This is a genomic window from Ruegeria marisrubri (assembly GCF_001507595.1).
GTDB lineage: Bacteria > Pseudomonadota > Alphaproteobacteria > Rhodobacterales > Rhodobacteraceae > Ruegeria > Ruegeria marisrubri.
In genome coordinates this window covers 24,288-43,800 of record NZ_LQBQ01000001.1, presented here as the reverse complement: position 1 = coordinate 43,800, position 19,513 = coordinate 24,288, and the positions used below count along the sequence as shown (strand labels likewise).

The window sequence follows — 19,513 nt, the reverse complement described above, 5'->3', positions numbered from 1 at the left end:
GTTCTCCTATTGGCTTGGCGAGGGCGCTCAGGCGCGCCCCCGATGGCGATCGATGCTCAGCAGGGCACCGGCGCGTTCTTGCGGCTGTAGAACAGCCAGGTGATCGCGACACAGATCACGTAGAAGATGAGGAAGGCCCAAAGCGCGCCGTTCGGGGCGCCGGTCATCGTAATCGAGGTGCCGTAACCTTTGGGGATGAAGAAGGCACCATAGGCGGCGATCGCGCTGGTAAAGGCGATGATCGCGGCACTTTCGCGTTCGGCCTGTTTCAGGGTTGCGGCCGCGTCGAGCTCCGGCATCAGGCGCGGAATCTCCTGGCGCATGATCGAGGGGATCATCTGGAAGGTCGAGGCGTTGCCCACACCGGTCAGGAAGAACAGCGCCATGAAGCAGGCGAAGAAGCCCCAGAAGTTGCCGTTCGGATCGGCGTCGGACGGCAGGAACTGCAACACACCCCAGACCGCGACAATCATGCCGGTAAAGGTCCAGAAGGTCACGCGGCCGCCGCCGAACTTGTCCGAGATCCAGCCGGTGCCCGCACGGCTGAGCGCGCCGACAAGCGGACCCAGGAAGGCATATTGCAGCACGTTCACGTCGGGAAACTGCGTCTTCATCAGCAGCGGGAAACCCGCCGCGTAGCCGATGAAGCTGCCGAATGTGCCTGTGTACAGGATGCACATGATCCAGTTGTGGAAACGCGAAAAGATGATCGACTGTTCCTTGAACGACGCTTTCGCATTGGCAATGTCATTCATTCCGAACCAAGCGGCCACCGAGCAGATGGCAATGAAGGGCACCCAGATGAAGCCTGCGTTCTGCACCCACAGTTTGCTGCCGTCCGACAGGACCTGCGGCTCGCCGCCGATCGTGCCGAAAACGCCGGTGGTAATGACGATCGGCACGACGAACTGCATGACCGAAACACCCAGATTGCCAAGACCGGCATTCAGCGCCAGCGCGTTGCCCTTGGATTTCTTCGGATAGAAAAAGGCGATGTTGGCCATGGACGAGGCAAAGTTGCCACCTCCGAAACCGCACATCAGCGCGAGAACGAGAAAGACGACATAAGGGGTCTCGGGATTCTGCACGGCAAAGCCGATACCCAGCGCCGGCAACAGAAGCGAAGCCGTGGAAATGGCCGTCCACTTGCGCCCGCCGAAAATCGGAACCATGAAGCTGTAGAAGATGCGCAGGGTTGCACCTGAAAGGCCAGGCAGAGCCGCAAGCCAGAAAAGCTGCGAGGTCGTGTATTCAAAGCCGATTGCAGGCAATTTCGCGACAACCACCGACCAGACCATCCAGACCGAGAATGCCAGCAAAAGCGCCGGGATCGAGATCCAAAGGTTGCGGGTGGCGATCGACTTGCCTTTCTGTTTCCAGAAGTTGTCGTCCTCAGGACGCCAGTCGATCAGCGTGCGCCCGGATTGGTCAGATGTTGCATCAGACATCGTCTTGGTTTCCTTGTATTTAGCGTATGGGGACAGGGCCGTTTGCCGACCCCGCCGTTGGCCCTAGTGTCCAGATTTGGAGAAAGGCTGGTCCGGAACGTCCGACAGGTAGCGCTCCCCAGCCAGTTGCGGGTGACGGCCCAGTTCAGTCCGACGTATGGCAACGTGCATCCAGACGGTCGAGATGGCGACGATCACGAACAACGCCATGAACGGCGCGGTCCAAACTCCGGTATAGTCCAGAAGCACACCAAACAGGATCGGCAGAAAGAAACCGCCAAGCCCTCCGATCATGCCGACCAGACCACCAACGGAACCGACGTGGTCGGGATAGTAAACCGGGATATGCTTGTAGACGGCCGCCTTGCCCAGGCTCATCACGAAACCGAGGATTACCGTCAGGAAAACAAAGAACCCGACCGACAGACCGAAGCTGAACTCGATCGTCCCCGATATGCCGGCCACGCTGTAACTTGTGTGCGGATAGCTCATGATGAAGAGCACGATCAGCGACACGATGAACGTCAGATACATGACAAACCGTGCGCCCCACTTGTCCGACATCCAGCCGCCAAGCGCACGGAAGACTGAACCCGGCAGCGAATAGAGCCCTGCAAAGACACCGGCCGTGGTCAGCTCGAGGCCGTATGCGCCGACATAGTAGCGCGGCAAGAAGCTGGCTAGCGCGACGAAAGCGCCGAACACGAAAAAATAGTAGGTGGCGAAACGCCAGACCTGGATGTTCTTCAATGGTTCGAGCTGTGTGCCGGCCGACACCGGCCGCGCGCCGCTGCGCTTGCGTTCCTGTTGGACCGGATCATCTTTTGCCAGCAGGAAGAACAGCACGGCTGTCGCCGCCAGGACGACGGCATAGACGCGCGCGGTGCCCTCCCATCCCACCGCAACAACAAGAAATGGTGCTGCAAAGTTGGTGACGGCCGCCCCGACGTTGCCGGCCCCAAAGATGCCCAGGGCGGTGCCTTGATGTTCCTTCTTGAACCAACGCGAGGTGTATGCCACCCCGATGATGAAGGATCCACCCGCAAGACCCAGGCCCAGCGCTGCCAGAAGGAAGACCTCGTATGTCTGAACACTGGTCAATAGCCAGACGGCTACCGAAGTCACCAACATCTGGAGCGGGAACATGATCCGCCCGCCAAACTGTTCCGTCCAGACCCCCAAGAAGATACGGCTGATGGAACCGGTCAGAACCGGCGTTGCTACGAGAAGCCCGAACTGAGTGTCACTCAGCCCGAGTTCCTGCTTTATCCGCACTCCGATGATCGAAAAGATCGTCCAAACGGCAAAACAAACAGTGAATGCGAAGGTGCTGAGCCCTAGGGCTCTATACTGATCCCCGCGTGAAACTCCGTCGAGTGTGTGCATACCCTTCTCCCGGCACGAACGGCAGTAAGCACGCCAGATCTGTATTGACCGGGTGGAAACGCACTTGACCTAAGTCATGCAGCGATAAAAAATACTTGAAAATCAAAGGAATATCGCAAATGTCAAACAGCGAACGTGATTTGATCAAGGTCTGAATTGATGACCGGCCGACATGGGCTTGACAAATGTCAGGCCAGTGCTTGACTTTGCGTCCAACAAAAAGGTGAGCTTCGCCCATGCCCGAATCAGAGCATTCAGAGATTCGAAAACTTCCGTTGTTTCGCGACATGAGCGACGAAAACTTCGAAATTCTAATGCGCGGGTCCTATGTCCAGACATTCCCCCCTCTTGTGGAAATAGTCAGCGAGGGAGAACCCAGCGACTTTTTGCATATCGTCCTGTCTGGGTCGGTCTCGTTATATGCGACCTGGAACGAACGCGAGACTAGCATGACCACGGTCAGACCTGTCTCGACGTTCATCATTGCCGCATCGATCAAGGATGCACCCTATCTGATGTCCGCCGAGACACTTGAGAAGAGTCGCATCGTTCTGGTCCCTAGCCAAGACGTGAGGACGGTTTTCGAACAAGACCCCCAATTCGCGCGCGCGGTAGTAACCGAGTTGGCGGAGAATTATCGGTTGTTGGTAAAAACGACGAAAAATCTCAAACTGAGAGCGTCTCTGGAACGGCTTGCCAATTACATCCTCCGACAACAAAAGCGGGCCGGTGGGGCAAACGAGTTCGATCTAAGCATCAGAAAACGCAGACTTGCGTCGTTTCTTGGCATGACACCCGAAAGCCTCAGCCGTGCCTTCAAAAACCTGAGAGATCACGGAGTTTCCAGCAAAGGCGGGCGCGTAACCATCTTTGACCAGCAAGCGCTGGAGGAATTCGCACACCCTAACCCGCTTATTGACGACTAGGAGGGGCGGAAAGGACCCGAGTGGCAGGCGGTGTTTTTTGGTGAGAGTCTGCCAGCCTGCCGTCGAGTACAGCGGTTCGTGTGACGGCGCCGCAGTGTGCTCGGCGAGGGGAGAGCTACCCTCTGAAATTCGGGCGCTGACACAAGTTGTGGTTCGTTGTCTGCTGATCTTCGATGAAGTGGCAACCCAGGCTCCCGATCCAAGACACAGCCAACAACCCACCCTCAGCGCTGTTCGCTGAGATGTCCGTCAGATCAAGCCTGAAGTTTTACAGGTAACAAAGATTAGCACGGTCAGTACAACCCCTCCGGAAACGGCCAACGTGCGAGCAAGTCGATCCGTCAAACGGCGCATTGAAATGCCCCTCTCCCATCTCCTTGGGAAAAAACGCTGCGCCGGGCACCGGCGCAGCGATCCGAGTTACTTGTAGGCCGCCATCAGCGCCTTGGCCTCGTCGATCAGGGCCTGTCCGTCGATACCCCTTTCATTCATCTCGGCGATCCAGGCGTCATAGACGGGCGCGGCCGCCGCCGCCCATTCCGCCGACTGCTTCTCGTCGAGGGTCACGATGTTGTTGCCCATCTCGACAGCCAGTTGCCGCGACGGTTCGTCATAGGCTTGCTGCGTGCCACCGGCAAAGACCGAGAACTTCAGCCCCGAGGCTTCGTCGACAACGGCCTTCAGGTCTTCCGGCAGGCTGTTGTACTTGTCGTGGTTCATCGCCAGGACGAAGGTGACGGTGTACATCATCGGGCCGGTGAACTCGGTATGGTTATGGACCAGTTCCGGCACTTTCAGTGCCTTGGTAACCTCCCAGGGAATGGTGGTCCCGTCGATCACGCCTTTGGATAGAGCTTCCGGCACCGCCGGCACCGGCATTCCGACAGGGGTTGCGCCCAGTTCCTTGAGAAGCGCGTTGACCTGACGCGAAGCCCCTCGGATCTTCATGCCGTTGAAATCAGCCGGCGCCAGAACCGGCTTGTTCGCGTGGATGACACCGGGGCCGTGAACCCACACGCCCAGCACCTTGACGTCCTTGAACTCCGAATCCGCCATGTGCTCCTGCATCATCTGCCAATAGGCCGACGAGGCCGCACGGGCATCGGTCACGAGGAACGGCAACTCGAACACCTCGGTCGACGGGAAACGCCCCGGGGTATAGCCCACCACGTTCCATGTGATGTCGATAACGCCGTCGATCACCTGGTCGATCAACTCGGGCGGCTTGCCACCCAACTGCATCGACGGATAGCGATTGATCTCGATGCGCCCGCCCGACTTCTCCTCGATCTCGTCGGCCCACACGTCGATGATCTTGCTGGGGATGGTGGCCTGGGCAGGCAGGAAGCTCTGCAGGTTGAACGAGAACTCCGCGGCCAGCGCCGCTCCCGATGTCGACAGCGCCAACGCCGCCCCGCCCACCAGGCACTTGAGTGATTTCAATATGGTCATGTATTCCTCCCTAGACCGCGGTGTTTGATGCGAACCACCCCGAACGCGCCGCGGACGCGCAGCAGGGCGGAAATCTCGACCAGTGTCCCGGCAGCAGCGATTCCGGCCCGTCAGCCAAGAGGATCACCCGGCATCACACCGGTTCCCAGGTGAACACATCCGACGTTCGGTCGAGCCCGAAAAAGCTTGCCTTCATGGCCGGAAATGCGTGCGTCAGAACAGTTTCCGGCGTCCAGCCCTCGCTGCGCTGCATTCCGCGCAGGGGGCGCGATTGTCCCATCAGGAAAATCTCGTTGTTGCGAACCGCGAAGATCTGACCTGTCACGTCCTGCGCCTCGTCAGCCGCCAGAGCTGTCGCGACCACTGCGATCTTGTCCGGGGTCATCTGGCGGAGCTTCTCGACGCGAGCCATCTCCTCCGGCGTGACCGCGGGAATGGACTCCGTCATGCGGCTCCACGCGAAAGGGGCGATGCAATTCGACCGGACATTGTAGCGCGCCATATCCAGCGCGATGGATTTCGACAGACCGGCAATACCCAGCTTGGCGGCCATGTAGTTGGCCTGCCCCATATTGCCGATCAGCCCGGAGGTCGAGGTCATGTGCACGAAACATCCGGATTGCTGATCGCGAAACACATCAGCCGCACAGCGGCTGACATTGAACGCCCCCTTCAGGTGAACCGCAATCACCTGGTCAAAGTCCCGTTCGGTCATCTTGTGAAAGATCGAGTCACGCAGAATCCCGGCGTTGTTGACCACTACGTCAAGTCGACCAAAGCTGCTCAGCGCCAACTCGACCATGGCCTTGGCGTGATCGAATATCGCGACCGACCCATAATTCACTGCCGCCTCACCGCCATTCGCGGCAATCTCATCAGCAACAGCGCGCGCCGGGGTTTCATCCTGCCCCTCGCCGTCGTTTTCAGCACCAAGGTCATTGACCACGACCTTCGCACCCATGTTCGCCATCATCAATGCGATGTCGCGCCCCACGCCACGTCCCCCCCCTGTGACGAGCGCCACTTTTCCTTCCAACAGACGCTTTCTCAAGATTTCGACCTTCCCTCAGCGTTTCTTTTTTTCCGCGTTTTCCAAAAGGCCAGCGATGATTGAACGGCCCCCATGGCAATTCTCAGATTGCGCGGCAGTTAAATTAGGTATATTAGTACTACAATACTTTTTATGAAAACGGAAGTGGTTTGGGAGGCTGCCTTCGTGACTCGGGCAAATCACTACAACGCCGCCGAAGTGATGGTGGACCGCAACGTTTCAAACGGGTTTGGGGAAAAGTACGCCTTTGTCGATCCTCACCGGACCTTGACCTATGCGCAGCTGCAAACGGCCACCAACCAGATCGCCAACATGTTGACCGGGCTCGGAATACACCGCGAAACGCGGGTCGCGGTGCTGATGCTGGATACAGTGGACTATCCCGGCGTTTTCTGGGGCGCGGTACGGGCGGGAATCGTGCCGGTCTGTCTGAACACGCTCCTGACTGGCGACCAGTACCTCTACATGCTGGAAGACAGCCGCGCGCAGGCGCTCATTGTGTCCGCTCCGCTGCTTGCGGTGGTCGAGCCCTTGTTCGGGAAGCTTCCGTTCCTCGAGCACATCATCGTGTCAGGCGGAGATGGCACCGGTTACCCGGATCTAAGCTCTTTGATGGCCGAGGCCGGGGACACGTTCGAAACGGCGCGGACCCATCCGGATGAAACCGCATTCTGGCTGTATTCATCAGGCTCGACCGGAGCCCCCAAGGGCGTCCGCCATGTGCATACCAGCCCCGCCTATGTCGCTGACAACTACGGTCGGAACGTTCTGGGAATCCGACATGATGACGTGTGCTTCAGCGCGGCAAAGCTTTTTTTCGCATACGGGCTGGGCGCTAGCATGGCAGTTCCGATGTCGGTCGGCGCCACGGCGGTGCTTCTGCCGGACCGTCCGACACCACGGTCCGTCCTGGAGATGATGCACCGGTTCAACCCGACCCTCTTCTTCGGGGTTCCCACGCTCTACGCAGCAATGCTTGCTGACGCCGCATGCACCCCGGAGAACGGATCCAACAGATTGCGCCTGTGCATTTCGGCCGGCGAGGGTCTGCCCGAAGACGTCGGCCGAAACTGGGAACGCCGCATGGGCGTGGGCGTCCTCGACGGGATCGGATCGACGGAAATGCTGCATGTCTTTCTGTCCAACCGACCAGACGACATCCGCTATGGCACTTCGGGGCGGGAATTCCCGGGCTACAAGCTGCGTCTCGTCGATGAAAATGGCAATGACGTCAAGGACGGCGAAATGGGCGAGCTTCTGGTTTCGGGCGGGTCGGCTGGCGACGGCTACTGGAACCAGCGGGCCAAGTCCCGCGCCACGTTCCTGGGCGAGTGGACCCGGACCGGCGACAAGTACATACGGGACGAAGAAGGGTACTATCACTACTGCGGTCGCACCGATGACATGTTCAAGGTCAGCGGTCGTTGGGTGTCACCGTTCGAGGTTGAGCAGGCGATCATTTCGCACCCGGCGGTGATCGAGGCGGCCGTCGTGGCGCACGAAGACGAGGAAGGGCTCGTGAAGCCCAAGGCCTTCGTCGTCCTCAACCAACCAGGTGAGGTGAACGGCCTTCTCGAAGAGCTGAAGATCCATGTACAGACCTCGATCGGCGTGTGGAAATACCCGCGCTGGGTTGTTGCGGTCGATGAACTTCCCAAGACCGCGACGGGGAAGATCCAGCGTTTCAAGCTACGGAACTGAAATCTTGAGAATCGAAATGAAAAACCGGAGCGCGTCATGCTCGAAATCATAATCCTCGGTCGCGGCGGCCAAGGGGCGCAGACCGCGGGCAACCAGTTGGCGCAGGCGCTGTTCACGGAAGGCTACCATGTACAGTCCTTTTCCACCTATGGCGGCGCGCGGCGCGGCACCCCGGTGACGTCATCGCTCAGGGTCGATACCCGCCCGATCCGGCTGCGCTGCAACATCTCGAGCGCTTCCGCCCTTTTGTGCTTTGACGATAGCCTGCTGGACGACGCCTTTCTCAAGCTGGCCGGGGACGGCGCGGTGGTGGTGGTCAATTCCGCACGGGAGCCCGAGGCGCTGCCGAGCCGCGGAAACCTTCGGGTCGTTCCTGTGGATGGCAAGGCCATCGCCCGGCGCAACAACATGGGAAAAGTCGTGAATTCGGCGCTTTTGGGGGCGTTCTCAGCAACAGTCGGCAAACCCGGAATCGATGCCATGTGCCGCGTCATCAAGGAAACTGCACCAACGAAAGTGCAGGAAAATTTGGCAGCATGCCGCGAAGCCTACGGTTTGTTGCAGCCGGTCGCCGTGGAGGTCTGAACAATGAACAAGCATCCTTCTCCGCTATGGACCCACCTGACCAGCGAAAACCGGATGACCGGCACATGGCGCAGCGCGCTGCCGAACTACCAAAACCAACCCTCACCGTGCCTCGGCGCCTGCCCGGTCCACGGACACATTGCCGAGTGGATCAAGCAGGTAAAGGACGGAGATGTTTACGGTGCCTGGGTTACTCTCACCGAAAACAACCCCTTTCCAGCCATAGCAGGGCGTATTTGTCATCACCCTTGCGAATCCGCCTGCAACAGGCAGCATATGGACGAGACTGTCGGCATCTGCAGCCTGGAACGCTTCGTCGGCGACACGGCGCTTGCCGAGGGTTGGCAGTTTTCCGCCCCGCCCACCCAGGAGACATCCGTTGCCGTCATCGGCGGAGGGCCCGCCGGATTGTCGGCCGCCTATCAGTTGCGGCGCCGCGGTTTCCGGGTGGCGTTGTACGAGACGAAGGACGAGTTGGGCGGGCTCATGCGGTTCGGCATCCCGGCCTATCGGCTGGCCAGATCGGTTCTGGACGGCGAAATCAACCGCATCACCGCAATGGGGGTCGACCTGCATCTCGGTGTCCCTGCGGTCGACGGAGCCGCGCTGGAAACCCTGCAAAACAGCCATGACGCGGTGTTTCTGGCAACGGGTGCCAGCCTTCCAAAGAGATTGCCCGCACTCGACTATGCCAACCCTTGGGTCGTGGACAGCGCCGATTTTCTTGCCGCGCCGGTCTCGGAACAGACCGACCGTACCGGCGCAAGGGTCATCGTGATCGGCGGCGGCAGCGCGGCGATGGATGTCGCCCGTTCGGCCCGCCGCCTCGGGCGCTCTGTCACCGTTCTGGCCCTCGAACCCGAAGGGCGATTGCCCGCGCAGCGAATCGAGGTCGAGGAAGCCGTCGAGGAGGGTGTGAACTTCGTTCATGGCGCGATGATGAAATCCGCCGAGGCCCTTGGTTCGGGCGTCGTTCTGAACTGTGTTCGCGTGGATTTCGAGCCCGGCGATGCGCCCGGAGCATTCAGCGTCGAGCCACTGGACGGCAGCGATTTCGAACTCATGGCCGATACGATCATCCCCGCGATCGGGCAAGATGCTGATCTCGCACGGTGGAGCGGAGTGCTGGACGCGAAAGGCCCGGTGGTCGCAACCGGGCGGGACTGGCAAACCAGCAAACCCGGCCTCTATGCGGGCGGTGACGTGGCGAGCATGAACCGGTTCGTCACCCAGGCCGTCGGCATGGGCAAGGAGGCGGCAACCGCGATAGCCGCCGCGCTCACTCCGGGCGATGCCCGCCCGCCAGCGAATGGCGCGGCGCAGGTCGCCTATGACCGGATCAACATCGCCTATCACGACACGCATGGCCGCAACAGGCAACGCAATACTGAAATCGAGGCGCGCCTCGCAACCTTTGACGAAGTGCAGCAGCCGTTGGGACCCAACGAGGCGCGATCCGAGGCCGCGAGGTGTTTCAGCTGCGGAACCTGCATCTATTGTGACAACTGCTACTTCTACTGCCCGGACATGGCGATCACCAAGTTGGAGAACGGCTATGTGGTGAACTCTGACTACTGCAAGGGTTGCGGGCTCTGCGTGGCCGAGTGTCCCACCGGCTCGATCCACATGCGGGAGGACACATCGTCATGAATGCACCTTTGTTTACAGAGGATCTGAAACTTCTGAACGGCAACCACGCCGTTGCCTGGGGCGTTTGCCTGGCCGAACCCGACGTCGCGCCGGTCTATCCGATCACGCCGCAGACGCCGATCCTGGAAAAGCTCATAGATTTCGAAAGCAGGGGCGCCTGCCAGATCGAGTTGCTGACCCCGGAATCCGAGCATTCCGCCATGGCTGCCGCCATTGCCGCCTCGGCCACCGGGGCGCGGGTGTTCACGGCGACCTCGTCACAGGGGCTGCTGCTGATGCACGAACTGCTGCACTATGCGTCTGGCGCGCGCACTCCGATCGTCCTGTTCAACGTGAACCGCACACCCGCCGCGCCATGGGGGTTCTGGCCGGACCAGATCGACAGCCTTTCCCAGCGCGATACCGGCTGGGTTCAACTCTACAGCGAGAGCCCGCAGGAATCCCTAGACAGCGTGATCCAGGCCTTTCGCATCGCCGAGGCCGTCAACCTGCCGGTGATGGTCAATCACGACGCCTTTTATGTATCGCACTCCGTCGAGCCGGTCAGCATCCCGGACGCCGGAATGGTCAGGGATTTCTTGCCGCGTATACCGCGCGAGATCCAGCTGGGCGACGGCACGGGGAGATCTCTGGGGGCTCCGATCGACCAAGCGGCATGGAACCTGACCAGGCGGGAAATGGACGCTGCGATGAAACGCGTGGAAAACGTGAGCGAACAAGCCGGAAGCGAATGGGAACGTCTGACCGGTCGCCCCTCGGCACCGCTCGAGTTCTATCGCTGCGAGGATGCGGAAATCGTGTATGTCACCATGGGCAGTATGTCCGGCACTGTCCGCGAGGTAGTCGATCTTCTGCGCGAATCCGGAGTCCCGGCGGGACTGTTGAAGGTGAGACTGTTCCGCCCCCTTCCCGTTCAGGCTCTGCGCCACGCGCTGGCCGGAACCTCCTGCGCAATCGTGCTCGACCGCAATTATTCTCCGGGGACGGGGGGAGTTCTGCATCAGGAACTGAAGGCCGGGCTGTTCGGCATGGAAAATCCACCGCGGGTGCATGGGATGCTGGCAGGAGTTGGCGGTGTGAATGTTCCGGTTGGAAGCATCGCAAAACTGGCGGCGGATTGCCGCAACGCAGAGCAGACCGCAGAACCAGTCTGGGTGGAGTAGGGCCATGGAAATGACCAAGTACCGCGACAATGGGCAGTTCTGTTCCGGGCATGTAGCCTGTGCCGGTTGTGCCGAGGCGCTGTCGATGCGCGTCATCCTGAACGCCGTAGGCGAGGATACGGTGGGCGTCGTCGCTCCATCCTGCACGGCCGTCATCCTTGGCGGCCATCCGATGAGTTCCGCAAAGATTCCCGTTCTGCACGGAACACTGGAATCGGCGGCCGCCTCTGCCAGCGGGGTCAAGCGCGCCCTCAAGGCGCAGGGGCGCGATGATACTACGGTTCTGTGCCTTGCCGGGGATGGCGGCACCTATGACATCGGACTTCAGGCACTGTCGTCGGCGGCCGAGCGCAACGAGGACATACTATATGTCTGCTTCGACAACGAAGGCTACATGAACACCGGCGGGCAAAAGAGCTCCTCGACACCGCACATGGCGACAACGGGGAGCACACCCTTGGGCAAGGCCACCCACAAGAAGAACCTCATCGAGATCCTCGCCGCGCACCGTATCCCCTACATCGCAACCGCCAGCCCCTCGCACCTGAGCGACTTGGCAGCCAAGGTGGAAAAAGCCAAGTCGATTCGGGGCACCAAGGTCATCATCGTTCTGATACCTTGCCTGCCCGGATGGGGCGTCGCCGACAACGCGGCGGTCAAGACGGCGCGGTTGGCTGTCGAAGCCGGCGCGTTTCCCCTGCTCGAGATCGAAGACGGAGTGCACTACTCCCTGACGGTCGCCGAGAAGACCCGCCCCATCGACGCCTATTTGGCCGAACAGAAACGCTATCGCCGCCTCAGTGATGAGGACCGCGCCGCGCTTCAGTCCGAGGTGGATGACGCCTGGTCACGGCTATTGGCGCGGGCCGGCAAAGACCTGAACGCCTGAGACCCGGCTCCGCAATTCGGGTCCATGACTGATACGGAAAAAGAGCCGGCTGAAGCCATCTTCGGATCTCGTGAACGATGCTCTGAAGGCGCATCCGCAATCCTGAGAGTTAACCCCCCATCCAGGCCTGTCGGGCCTCAGGGATCAGGACTACGCTGCTCCAATCTTGTTTTTGGCCGCCGCAGCTTTCTTGCGGCGTTCGATCTGCTTCAACATGGTCGCAATCGTGATGGAAGCATAGGTCGACATCGAAATTTCCTTGATTTCCTTCGAGATGTCGAACAGGGCCCATTCCTCGGCCGTTGCCGTGGAAGGATCGGCGAGTTTGCATCCCATGGACGTGTCTTCAAAAAGGCTAATGACATCAAGCAGGTTCAGGCGCTTTGCATTGCCGATGAAACTGTAGCCACCGCCCACGCCCCGGGTGGCTTTCACGAGCCCTGCTCGACCAAGGGTCATGAGTACCTTGGCCAGATGGTGAGCAGAAATGCGGTACTTCTCGCCGATTTCAGCGGCCGAAAGCTGTCGGTCCGGGTTGGATGCCAACTCGATTAACGCATAGATGGCTATGCGACTTGATTGCTGCACGATTGCACCTCTTCGTTTCTCGGGGAGATGGGTCCACGGCTATTCGTCTTCAAGGTTCAACTCCATCTGGATGTATGGGCCGGCCATCATGCCCTCGCTGCGGAAGAATGACATGTGCAGCGGGTCTTGGCGTCGGACCATCGTTCGCACAGTGGTGATGCCGATTTCTCTGAATTTCTCGCACAATGCCTGGAACAGGGCTTCTCCGATCCCCTGCTGGCGATAATCCGGGTCCACGGAAACGGCAAAAACCCACCCGCAGGGCTCGGAACCGAACTCCCACCCTCGCACCTCACCGACGATCAGCCCCAGAATCTCGGGGCCAGAGGACGGATCCCTCGGCTCGGCAACCAGAAAGAAACGTTCATCGACATGCCGCGAACCGTAGCGTTCGAAAATATCCTGCCAATATTCGGGCTTTGGCTGTCCGGTGATTCTCGCGTCGAGATCGATGGCATGCTGAAGGTGCTCTGATGTCGCCTTGCGGATACGCAGACTTTCTTCCAGCAACCGCTTTTCCGGCGCATCTGTCATGAATGAAGACTCCTGTGTCATTGCCCGCCATGTCGAATTGTTCAGCAGTAGTACCAGAATGCGGATTTTAGGGTGAAGCAGGACGGGTTTGCAACCGGGCACGCTGCATGGCCCTGATGTTCGCTCTTTCGATGCTCCTCCTTTTTGGGCGCGCCGCCGAGAAATTTCTATACTACAATTTCTATTTCGGTATAATAGTACTTAATTATTTATTTGTCGCCCACGAAATGCGAAAAGGTTGCCGACATGAAGCGAATTGTCAGCCTGAACATCAACGGTCGCACCGTCGAGGAAGCCATCCCCGACAACCTGCTGCTTGTCGATTTTCTACGTGAAAGACAGGCACTGACCGGGGCGAAAAAGGGCTGCGACGGCGGCGAGTGCGGAGCTTGCACCGTGCTGGTGGACGGGCACCCGCGTTTGTCGTGTCTCACCTTGACGGCCAGTTGCGCAGGGACCGAGATCGAAACTATTGAAGGGCAAGCCAGAAATGGTCGGCTTTCGACGCTCCAGCGCGCGTTCCACGAAAACCTCGGTACCCAATGCGGGTTCTGCACCCCAGGCATGATCATGGCTGCCGAGGGGCTTCTGCGTGACAATCCCGATCCTGACGAGGATGACATCAAATCCGCGTTGGGCGGCAATCTGTGTCGCTGCACCGGCTATGTGAAGATCATCGAGTCCATAATGGTCGCAGCAGCGGAGGCGAGACGATGATGGTGACAGCCAAGACCAAGGTGGTCGGGCGACCGGTCCCGTTGGTGGACGGTATCGAGAAGGTGACCGGGAGGGCGATGTACACAGCTGACCTGGACGCACGCGACGCGCTGGTCGGCCGGATCCTGCGCGCCCCGGTCAGCCATGGGCGCATCCTTTCGATAGACACGTCCCGCGCCGAGGCTCTTGACGGTGTTCGGGCGGTGCTCACCGGCCAGGACTGCGACAAGACCTATGGCGTGATCCCGATCGCGATGAACGAATACCCGATGGCGCGCGATCAGGTCCGCTATCGCGGCGAACCGATCGCTGCGGTGGCCGCCCAGGATGCCGTCACCGCGGCGCGCGCATTGGAACTGATCGATGTCGAGATCGAAAAGCTGCCGCCCTGCTACACCCCGGCCGAGGCGCGGGCGCCGGACGCACCGCAGCTGCACGAGGGCAAACCGGGCAACCTGGAACGCGAGGTTCATCATACGTTCGGCGATGTGGCGGCCGGTTTCCAGGAGGCCGAACTGGTGCGCGAAGAGACATTCGACTGCGCCGAGGTCAACCACGCCCAGATGGAGCCCCACGCGGCCTTGGCAGAGTACGACGCAGAGCGCGACAGGCTGACGTTTCACTCGGTCACGCAGGTGCCCTTCTACGTTCACCTTATGCTGGCACGATGCCTGGACATGGACAGCTCGCGCATCCGGGTGGTGAAACCGTTCGTCGGCGGCGGCTTCGGGGCGCGCACCGAAACCCTGAACTTCGAGATCATCACGGCGCTGCTGGCCCGCAAGGTCGGCGGCAAGGTGATGATGCAGCTGAGCCGCGAGGAAAGCTTCCTGACCCATCGCGGCCGCCCGAACACCCAGGTCAAGCTCAAGATCGGCATGACCAATGCGGGCAGGATCACCGCGGTGGAATGCGAGGTGGTGATGAGCGGCGGGGCCTATGCCGGATACGGGGTCGTCACGATCCTGTATGCGGGTGCACTGCTGCACGGGATCTACGACATCGGCAACGTCAAGTATGACGGCTACCGGGTCTACACCAACCACCCGCCCTGCGGCGCGATGCGCGGGCACGGCACCGTCGATGTGCGCCATTCCTTCGAGACGATGCTCGACCGGATGGCCCGCGAGCTCGGGCTCGATCCCTTCGCTGTGCGCCGGGCCAACCTGCTTAAGCCACCACTGTTCACCGCCAACGGGCTGATGGTGAACTCCTGCGGGTTGGGCGAATGCCTGGACAGGGTCGAGCAGGCCAGTGGCTGGTCCGAGCGCAAGGGCAAGCTGGGCAAGGGCCGTGGCCTTGGCATGGCCTGTTCGCACTATGTCTCGGGCGCGGCCAAGCCGGTGCACTGGACCGGCGAGCCGCACGCGGTGGTCTCCATGAAGCTCGACTTCGACGGTGGCGTGACGGTCTTGACCGGGGCGTCGGATATCGGACAGGGCTCGTCGACCATCGTGGCGCTGGCCGCAGCCGAGGTGCTGAGCATCGATCTGGGCCGCGTCCGCGTGGTCGCCAATGACAGCACCATCACGCCCAAGGACAACGGCTCTTATTCCAGCCGGGTGACATTCATGGTCGGCAATGCCGCCATCGAGGCCGCCAAGGCGCTGCGTGGCAAGCTGATCGACGCGGCAGCCGGATTGCTGGACACGGCGCCCGAGGATGTCGAATGCGAGGGCGAAACCTTCTTCGTCAGGGGCAGTTCGCAATCCGAGCTGTCCTTCCATGACGTCGCAATCGCGGCACTTGCCAAAGAGGGCACCATTACCGTCAAGGGAACGTTCTCGACCCCGGTCGAGGCGCAGGGCGGCAAGCACCGTGGCGGCGCGGTGGGTTCAACCATGGGCTTTTCCTATGCCGCGCAGGTGGTCGAAGTCAGCGTGGACGAGGCCACGGGGCAGATAAACATCGAGAAGGTCTGGGCCGCGCTCGATTGCGGCTACGCGATCAACCCGCTGGCCGTGGAAGGCCAGATCGAGGGGTCTGTCTGGATGGGCATGGGCCAAGGCCTTTGTGAAGAAACACACTACATCAATGGATTGCCCGCGCATTCCAACCTGACGGACTACCGCTTCCCGACCATCGCGGAATCGCCGCCCATCGACGTTCAGATCGTCGAGAGCATCGACCCGCTTGGCCCGTTCGGCGCCAAGGAGGCCGGCGAAGGTGCGCTGTCGGGCTTTCCGCCCGCCCTCGTGAATGCTGTGGCCGACGCTATCGGGCTGGACGTCAACTTTCTGCCCGTCACGCCGGACCGGCTGCTTGAGGCGCTCATCAAGTACCGGCGCGCGGCCCGCCGAAAGGAGGCTGCAGAATGACCGAAGTCCTGCCGAATTTCCGTCTCATGGAACCGGCCACCGTGGAAGAGGCCGTGGCGCTGCTGAACGAGACGCCGGATGCCCTGCTCTGCGCCGGCGGAACCGATCTTGTCGTCCAGTTGCGCAAGGGGCTTGCGGAGACCGGGACACTGGTCAGCCTGAGCGGTATCGCCGCGTTGCGGGAGATCGAGGTGACCGACGCGGGGCTGCGCATCGGCGCCGGGGTCACATTGTCCCAGATCGAACGGGCACAGGTCATCGTCGACGGCTATCGGGCGGTCGCCAAGGCCGCACGCTCGGTCGCCGGGCCTGCGCATCGCGGGGTTGCGACACTGGGCGGCAACCTGTGTCTCGACACACGGTGCGTCTATTACAACCAGAGTCACTGGTGGCGCAAATCCAACGATTTCTGCCTGAAATACCGCGGCGATACCTGCCATGTCGCGCCGCAGGGCAACCGCTGTCGGGCCGCGTTCAGCGGCGACATGGCCCCTTCCCTGATGGTGCATGGCGCCGAGATCGAGATCGCCGGGCCCAAGGGAACAAGGCGCCTGCCGCTGGCGGAATTCTACCACGAGGACGGCGCCGCCCATATCCGGCTTGAGCATGGCGAGATCCTCGTCGCTGCCCATCTTCCACCTCCGGGCGCGGCGTCGGAATATGAAAAGGTCCGGGTGCGCGGGTCGATCGACTTTCCGCTTGCCGGCGTTGCCGTCGCCTGCGCACGCACGCCCGAGGGCGCGGCCCGGTTCTCGGTCGCGGTCACCGGCACCAACTCGAAGCCCCTTATGGTCGATGTGCCGGGGGACCTGCCGCCGCACAGCGCGCCCGAGGCGTTCTTCGCGGCACTGGAAAAGGCGGTGCAAAAGGCCGTTTCCCCGCAACGCACCACAACGATAGCGCCCCATTACCGGCGGCTGTCGATCTCGGCCCTGACCGTCCGCCTGGCCAAAAGGTTGACATGAGCTCCGAGGTCCCCGGATCGTCATGGCAGGATGCAGACGGGCTGCACGTGGATACCCGCGGCCTGCACCCGCCCGACCCGATGGTCGCCATCCTGTGGCACATCGGGCGGCCGGGCCAGTTCGGGCCGATCACCGCCTATTTCGACCGAAACCCGATCTTCCTGCTGCCGGAACTCGAGGAGCTTGGGTGGCGCTATGAATACGCGATGTGTGAACCCGACGGCGTGAGACTGATCCTGAGGGCCGCGACATGAGCATGCCGGGCGGATTTCTGGGCGGCGCGAAGGACCGGCTGTTGCCGGCCTCGATCCCGTTCCGTTTTTTCCTGTCCGCCGCCCTGTTCCACGTCCTGGCCTGGATCGCGCTGTTGTTCGCGGCACCGGATGTGGCCGGCTTTCGCGGCGGCACGGGCATGACACTTGCGGCGATCCACCTTGCCACGCTCGGCGTGATGGCCATGACCGCGATCGGCGCCAGCTATCAGCTGCTGCCGGTGGTCACCCGACGGCCGCTGGCCCGGGACTGGCCGCCGCGGCTGAGTTTCTGGCTGTTCCTACCGGGGGTTGCGCTGCTGACCGGCGCGATGGCGGCGGCGGACTCGACCGGAATGATGATCGGGGCGATTCTGGCCTGTCTTGGCCTCGCGGTCTTTTCTCTGGTGACCGCCGACAACCTGCGCCGGGCGGGCAGCATACCCGTGGTCTCGGCGCATGGCTGGCTGGCCCTGGCCTCGCTTGTACTCGTGGCCCTGCTTGGCGTCCTGCTGATCCGGGATTTCGAAACCGGGTTCCTTGAAGATCATGCGATGCTGGCCACCATTCACATGACGCTGGCCAGTTTCGGGTTCATGGGGTTCCTGGTGCTGGGCCTGAGCCTGGTGCTGATCCCGATGTTCATCCTGTCCCGCAGCCTGCCCCAGTCTCCGGGCTGGGCGCAGATGATCCTTTCCGGATTGGCTCTTGCGGGATTTTCTGGCGGGCTTTTTTTCGGCGTCAGCTTGCTGGTTTGGATCTCGCTTGCCGCTTCGCTTGCCGCCGCCGGTTGCTATCTGTGGCTGATGCGCACCGCGCTGAAAACCAGCATGCGAAAGCGGTTGGGGCTGTCCTTTGTCCTGATCCGCACGTCCTGGGCCTTTCTGGTTCTGAGCTTGCTGCTGGCCGGAGCAGTGTACGCAGGAGCCGACATCCCGAACGCCCCTGCTCTGACCGGTTTCACCATTCTCGCCGGGTGGCTGCTGACCTTCCTGACCGGCGTGCTGCAACGCATCATGCCGTTCCTGGCCTCAATGCATGCCGCCGGCAAATCCGGCTTGCCGCCGCTGTTGTCTGAGCTGACCGCCGACACCCCCCTCAGGGTGCATGCGGCATGCCACCTTGCCGCGCTTGCGGTCTGCCCCGCCGGCATCCTGCTAAACCAGGTTTGGCTGGTTCAGCTTGGCGCCGTCGCCGGGACGGCCGGGGCGGTGTCCTTCGCCCTGTTCGCAGTCAACGTGGCCTTGAAACTCAAGCGCCCGTAACAGCCCGCATGATCCTTTCCGCGGCAATGTCGCAGCACCCCAGAACCCGGTTGAGTCTATTTAAGTATTGTGGTACTTATTTATATATTTAAGCTGACGGACACACCCATGACCTTCTCACGACGCACGGCGCAACTTCTTCACGAGGACCACCAGCAAACGATCGCCGTGATCGAAGCGCTTGATCAGCTGATCGCCAAGCACCGGAAAAAGGCACCCGACACCAGCGATGCGTGGGTCAGGACCACTCTGACACAGGCAATCGGTGCTTTGGAAGAAGAGGTCAACCTGCATTTCGCGTTCGAGGAAACCGAGCTTTTCACCCGCCTCGAGGACATGGGAGATGTCGGTATCGGGGAACACCTGCGCGAGGAACACCGCGCGCTAACGCCGCTGGGAACCAAAGTCGCCGAAATGTCTCGTGACACGTTGGAAAACGGATTCACCGACGAGTCATGGACTGAGTTCCGAAACGTGGCCGGCGAACTGATCGAACGCATGTACGCCCATATTCAGAAGGAAGAAATGGCGCTTGTTCCGGCGCTCGAGGATCTTCTGGATCCCGAAACCGATATGGAACTGTCTGCCGCATATGCCGGCAACCATTGAAACCAGCGAGCCCGA

Annotated in this window: 18 protein-coding genes; 12 read left to right on the top strand and 6 right to left on the bottom strand. The window is 61.0% G+C overall.

Annotated elements, in window-relative coordinates:
* Positions 1-56: 56 nt before the first annotated feature.
* On the bottom strand, positions 57-1,448 hold the full coding sequence (locus AVO45_RS00205) for a NarK family nitrate/nitrite MFS transporter (protein WP_068343159.1): 1,392 nt from the start codon (positions 1,446-1,448) through the stop codon (positions 57-59).
* A 63-nt stretch (positions 1,449-1,511) separates the two neighbouring features.
* Entirely contained in the window at positions 1,512-2,834 is a 1,323-nt protein-coding gene (locus AVO45_RS00200; RefSeq protein WP_068343158.1) for an MFS transporter, read from the bottom strand.
* 236 nt (positions 2,835-3,070) lie between these two features.
* Here AVO45_RS00200 and AVO45_RS00195 point away from each other — a divergent pair, with 236 nt between their 5' ends.
* Positions 3,071-3,760 (top strand): helix-turn-helix domain-containing protein, encoded by a 690-nt coding sequence (locus AVO45_RS00195; RefSeq protein ID WP_068343156.1) that lies wholly within the window; start codon positions 3,071-3,073, stop codon positions 3,758-3,760.
* A 420-nt stretch (positions 3,761-4,180) separates the two neighbouring features.
* On the opposite strand, the gene AVO45_RS00190 is transcribed toward AVO45_RS00195, so the two are convergent.
* Together AVO45_RS00190 and AVO45_RS00185 are read right to left on the bottom strand one after the other, a co-directional pair.
* On the bottom strand, positions 4,181-5,212 hold the full coding sequence (locus tag AVO45_RS00190; protein WP_068343153.1) for a TRAP transporter substrate-binding protein: 1,032 nt from the start codon (positions 5,210-5,212) through the stop codon (positions 4,181-4,183).
* A gap of 133 nt (positions 5,213-5,345) precedes the next feature.
* Entirely contained in the window at positions 5,346-6,236 is an 891-nt protein-coding gene (locus AVO45_RS00185; protein ID WP_240482027.1) for an SDR family NAD(P)-dependent oxidoreductase, read from the bottom strand.
* A 192-nt stretch (positions 6,237-6,428) separates the two neighbouring features.
* Between AVO45_RS00185 and AVO45_RS00180 the strand changes: the two genes are divergently transcribed.
* From AVO45_RS00180 to AVO45_RS00160, 5 genes are read left to right on the top strand one after another with little or no spacing between them, the layout of a single operon-like run.
* Entirely contained in the window at positions 6,429-7,964 is a 1,536-nt protein-coding gene (locus AVO45_RS00180; protein ID WP_276202382.1) for a benzoate-CoA ligase family protein, read from the top strand.
* A gap of 36 nt (positions 7,965-8,000) precedes the next feature.
* Positions 8,001-8,549: a 2-oxoacid:acceptor oxidoreductase family protein gene (locus AVO45_RS00175; protein ID WP_068343147.1), complete on the top strand. Its 549-nt coding sequence runs from the start codon at positions 8,001-8,003 to the stop codon at positions 8,547-8,549.
* 3 nt (positions 8,550-8,552) lie between these two features.
* On the top strand, positions 8,553-10,199 hold the full coding sequence (locus AVO45_RS00170) for an NAD(P)-binding protein (RefSeq protein ID WP_082688606.1): 1,647 nt from the start codon (positions 8,553-8,555) through the stop codon (positions 10,197-10,199).
* Positions 10,196-11,362 (top strand): hypothetical protein, encoded by a 1,167-nt coding sequence (gene porA, locus AVO45_RS00165; protein ID WP_068343141.1) that lies wholly within the window; start codon positions 10,196-10,198, stop codon positions 11,360-11,362. The genes AVO45_RS00170 and porA overlap by 4 nt, the downstream gene beginning before the upstream one ends.
* A 4-nt stretch (positions 11,363-11,366) precedes the next feature.
* On the top strand, positions 11,367-12,251 hold the full coding sequence (locus tag AVO45_RS00160) for a thiamine pyrophosphate-dependent enzyme (RefSeq protein WP_068343138.1): 885 nt from the start codon (positions 11,367-11,369) through the stop codon (positions 12,249-12,251).
* A gap of 150 nt (positions 12,252-12,401) precedes the next feature.
* On the opposite strand, the gene AVO45_RS00155 is transcribed toward AVO45_RS00160, so the two are convergent.
* Both AVO45_RS00155 and AVO45_RS00150 read right to left on the bottom strand, forming a co-directional pair.
* Positions 12,402-12,839 carry an Rrf2 family transcriptional regulator gene (locus AVO45_RS00155; protein ID WP_240482026.1) on the bottom strand — a complete coding sequence of 146 codons (438 nt, stop codon included), beginning with the start codon at positions 12,837-12,839 and terminating at the stop codon, positions 12,402-12,404.
* A 39-nt stretch (positions 12,840-12,878) separates the two neighbouring features.
* Positions 12,879-13,373, bottom strand: a complete 495-nt coding sequence (locus AVO45_RS00150) for a GNAT family N-acetyltransferase (RefSeq protein WP_082688650.1) — start codon at positions 13,371-13,373, stop codon at positions 12,879-12,881.
* 246 nt (positions 13,374-13,619) lie between these two features.
* Between AVO45_RS00150 and AVO45_RS00145 the strand changes: the two genes are divergently transcribed.
* The 6 genes from AVO45_RS00145 to AVO45_RS00120 all read left to right on the top strand — a co-directional run bounded on the left by AVO45_RS00145 (position 13,620) and on the right by AVO45_RS00120 (position 19,498).
* A complete protein-coding gene (locus AVO45_RS00145; RefSeq protein WP_068343125.1) occupies positions 13,620-14,090 on the top strand; it encodes a (2Fe-2S)-binding protein in 471 nt (156 codons plus the stop codon).
* Complete coding sequence (gene hcrA / locus AVO45_RS00140) at positions 14,087-16,408, top strand: 4-hydroxybenzoyl-CoA reductase subunit alpha (protein WP_068343122.1); 2,322 nt, start codon at positions 14,087-14,089, stop codon at positions 16,406-16,408. The genes AVO45_RS00145 and hcrA overlap by 4 nt, the downstream gene beginning before the upstream one ends.
* Positions 16,405-17,373: a 4-hydroxybenzoyl-CoA reductase subunit beta gene (gene hcrB / locus AVO45_RS00135; RefSeq protein WP_068343120.1), complete on the top strand. Its 969-nt coding sequence runs from the start codon at positions 16,405-16,407 to the stop codon at positions 17,371-17,373. The genes hcrA and hcrB overlap by 4 nt, the downstream gene beginning before the upstream one ends.
* Positions 17,370-17,627, top strand: a complete 258-nt coding sequence (locus AVO45_RS00130; RefSeq protein ID WP_068343117.1) for a DUF2249 domain-containing protein — start codon at positions 17,370-17,372, stop codon at positions 17,625-17,627. Before hcrB ends, AVO45_RS00130 begins: the two co-directional genes overlap by 4 nt.
* Entirely contained in the window at positions 17,624-18,889 is a 1,266-nt protein-coding gene (locus tag AVO45_RS00125) for a hypothetical protein (protein ID WP_068343114.1), read from the top strand. The genes AVO45_RS00130 and AVO45_RS00125 overlap by 4 nt, the downstream gene beginning before the upstream one ends.
* A gap of 108 nt (positions 18,890-18,997) precedes the next feature.
* Entirely contained in the window at positions 18,998-19,498 is a 501-nt protein-coding gene (locus tag AVO45_RS00120) for a hemerythrin domain-containing protein (protein WP_068343111.1), read from the top strand.
* Positions 19,499-19,513: the final 15 nt, after the last annotated feature.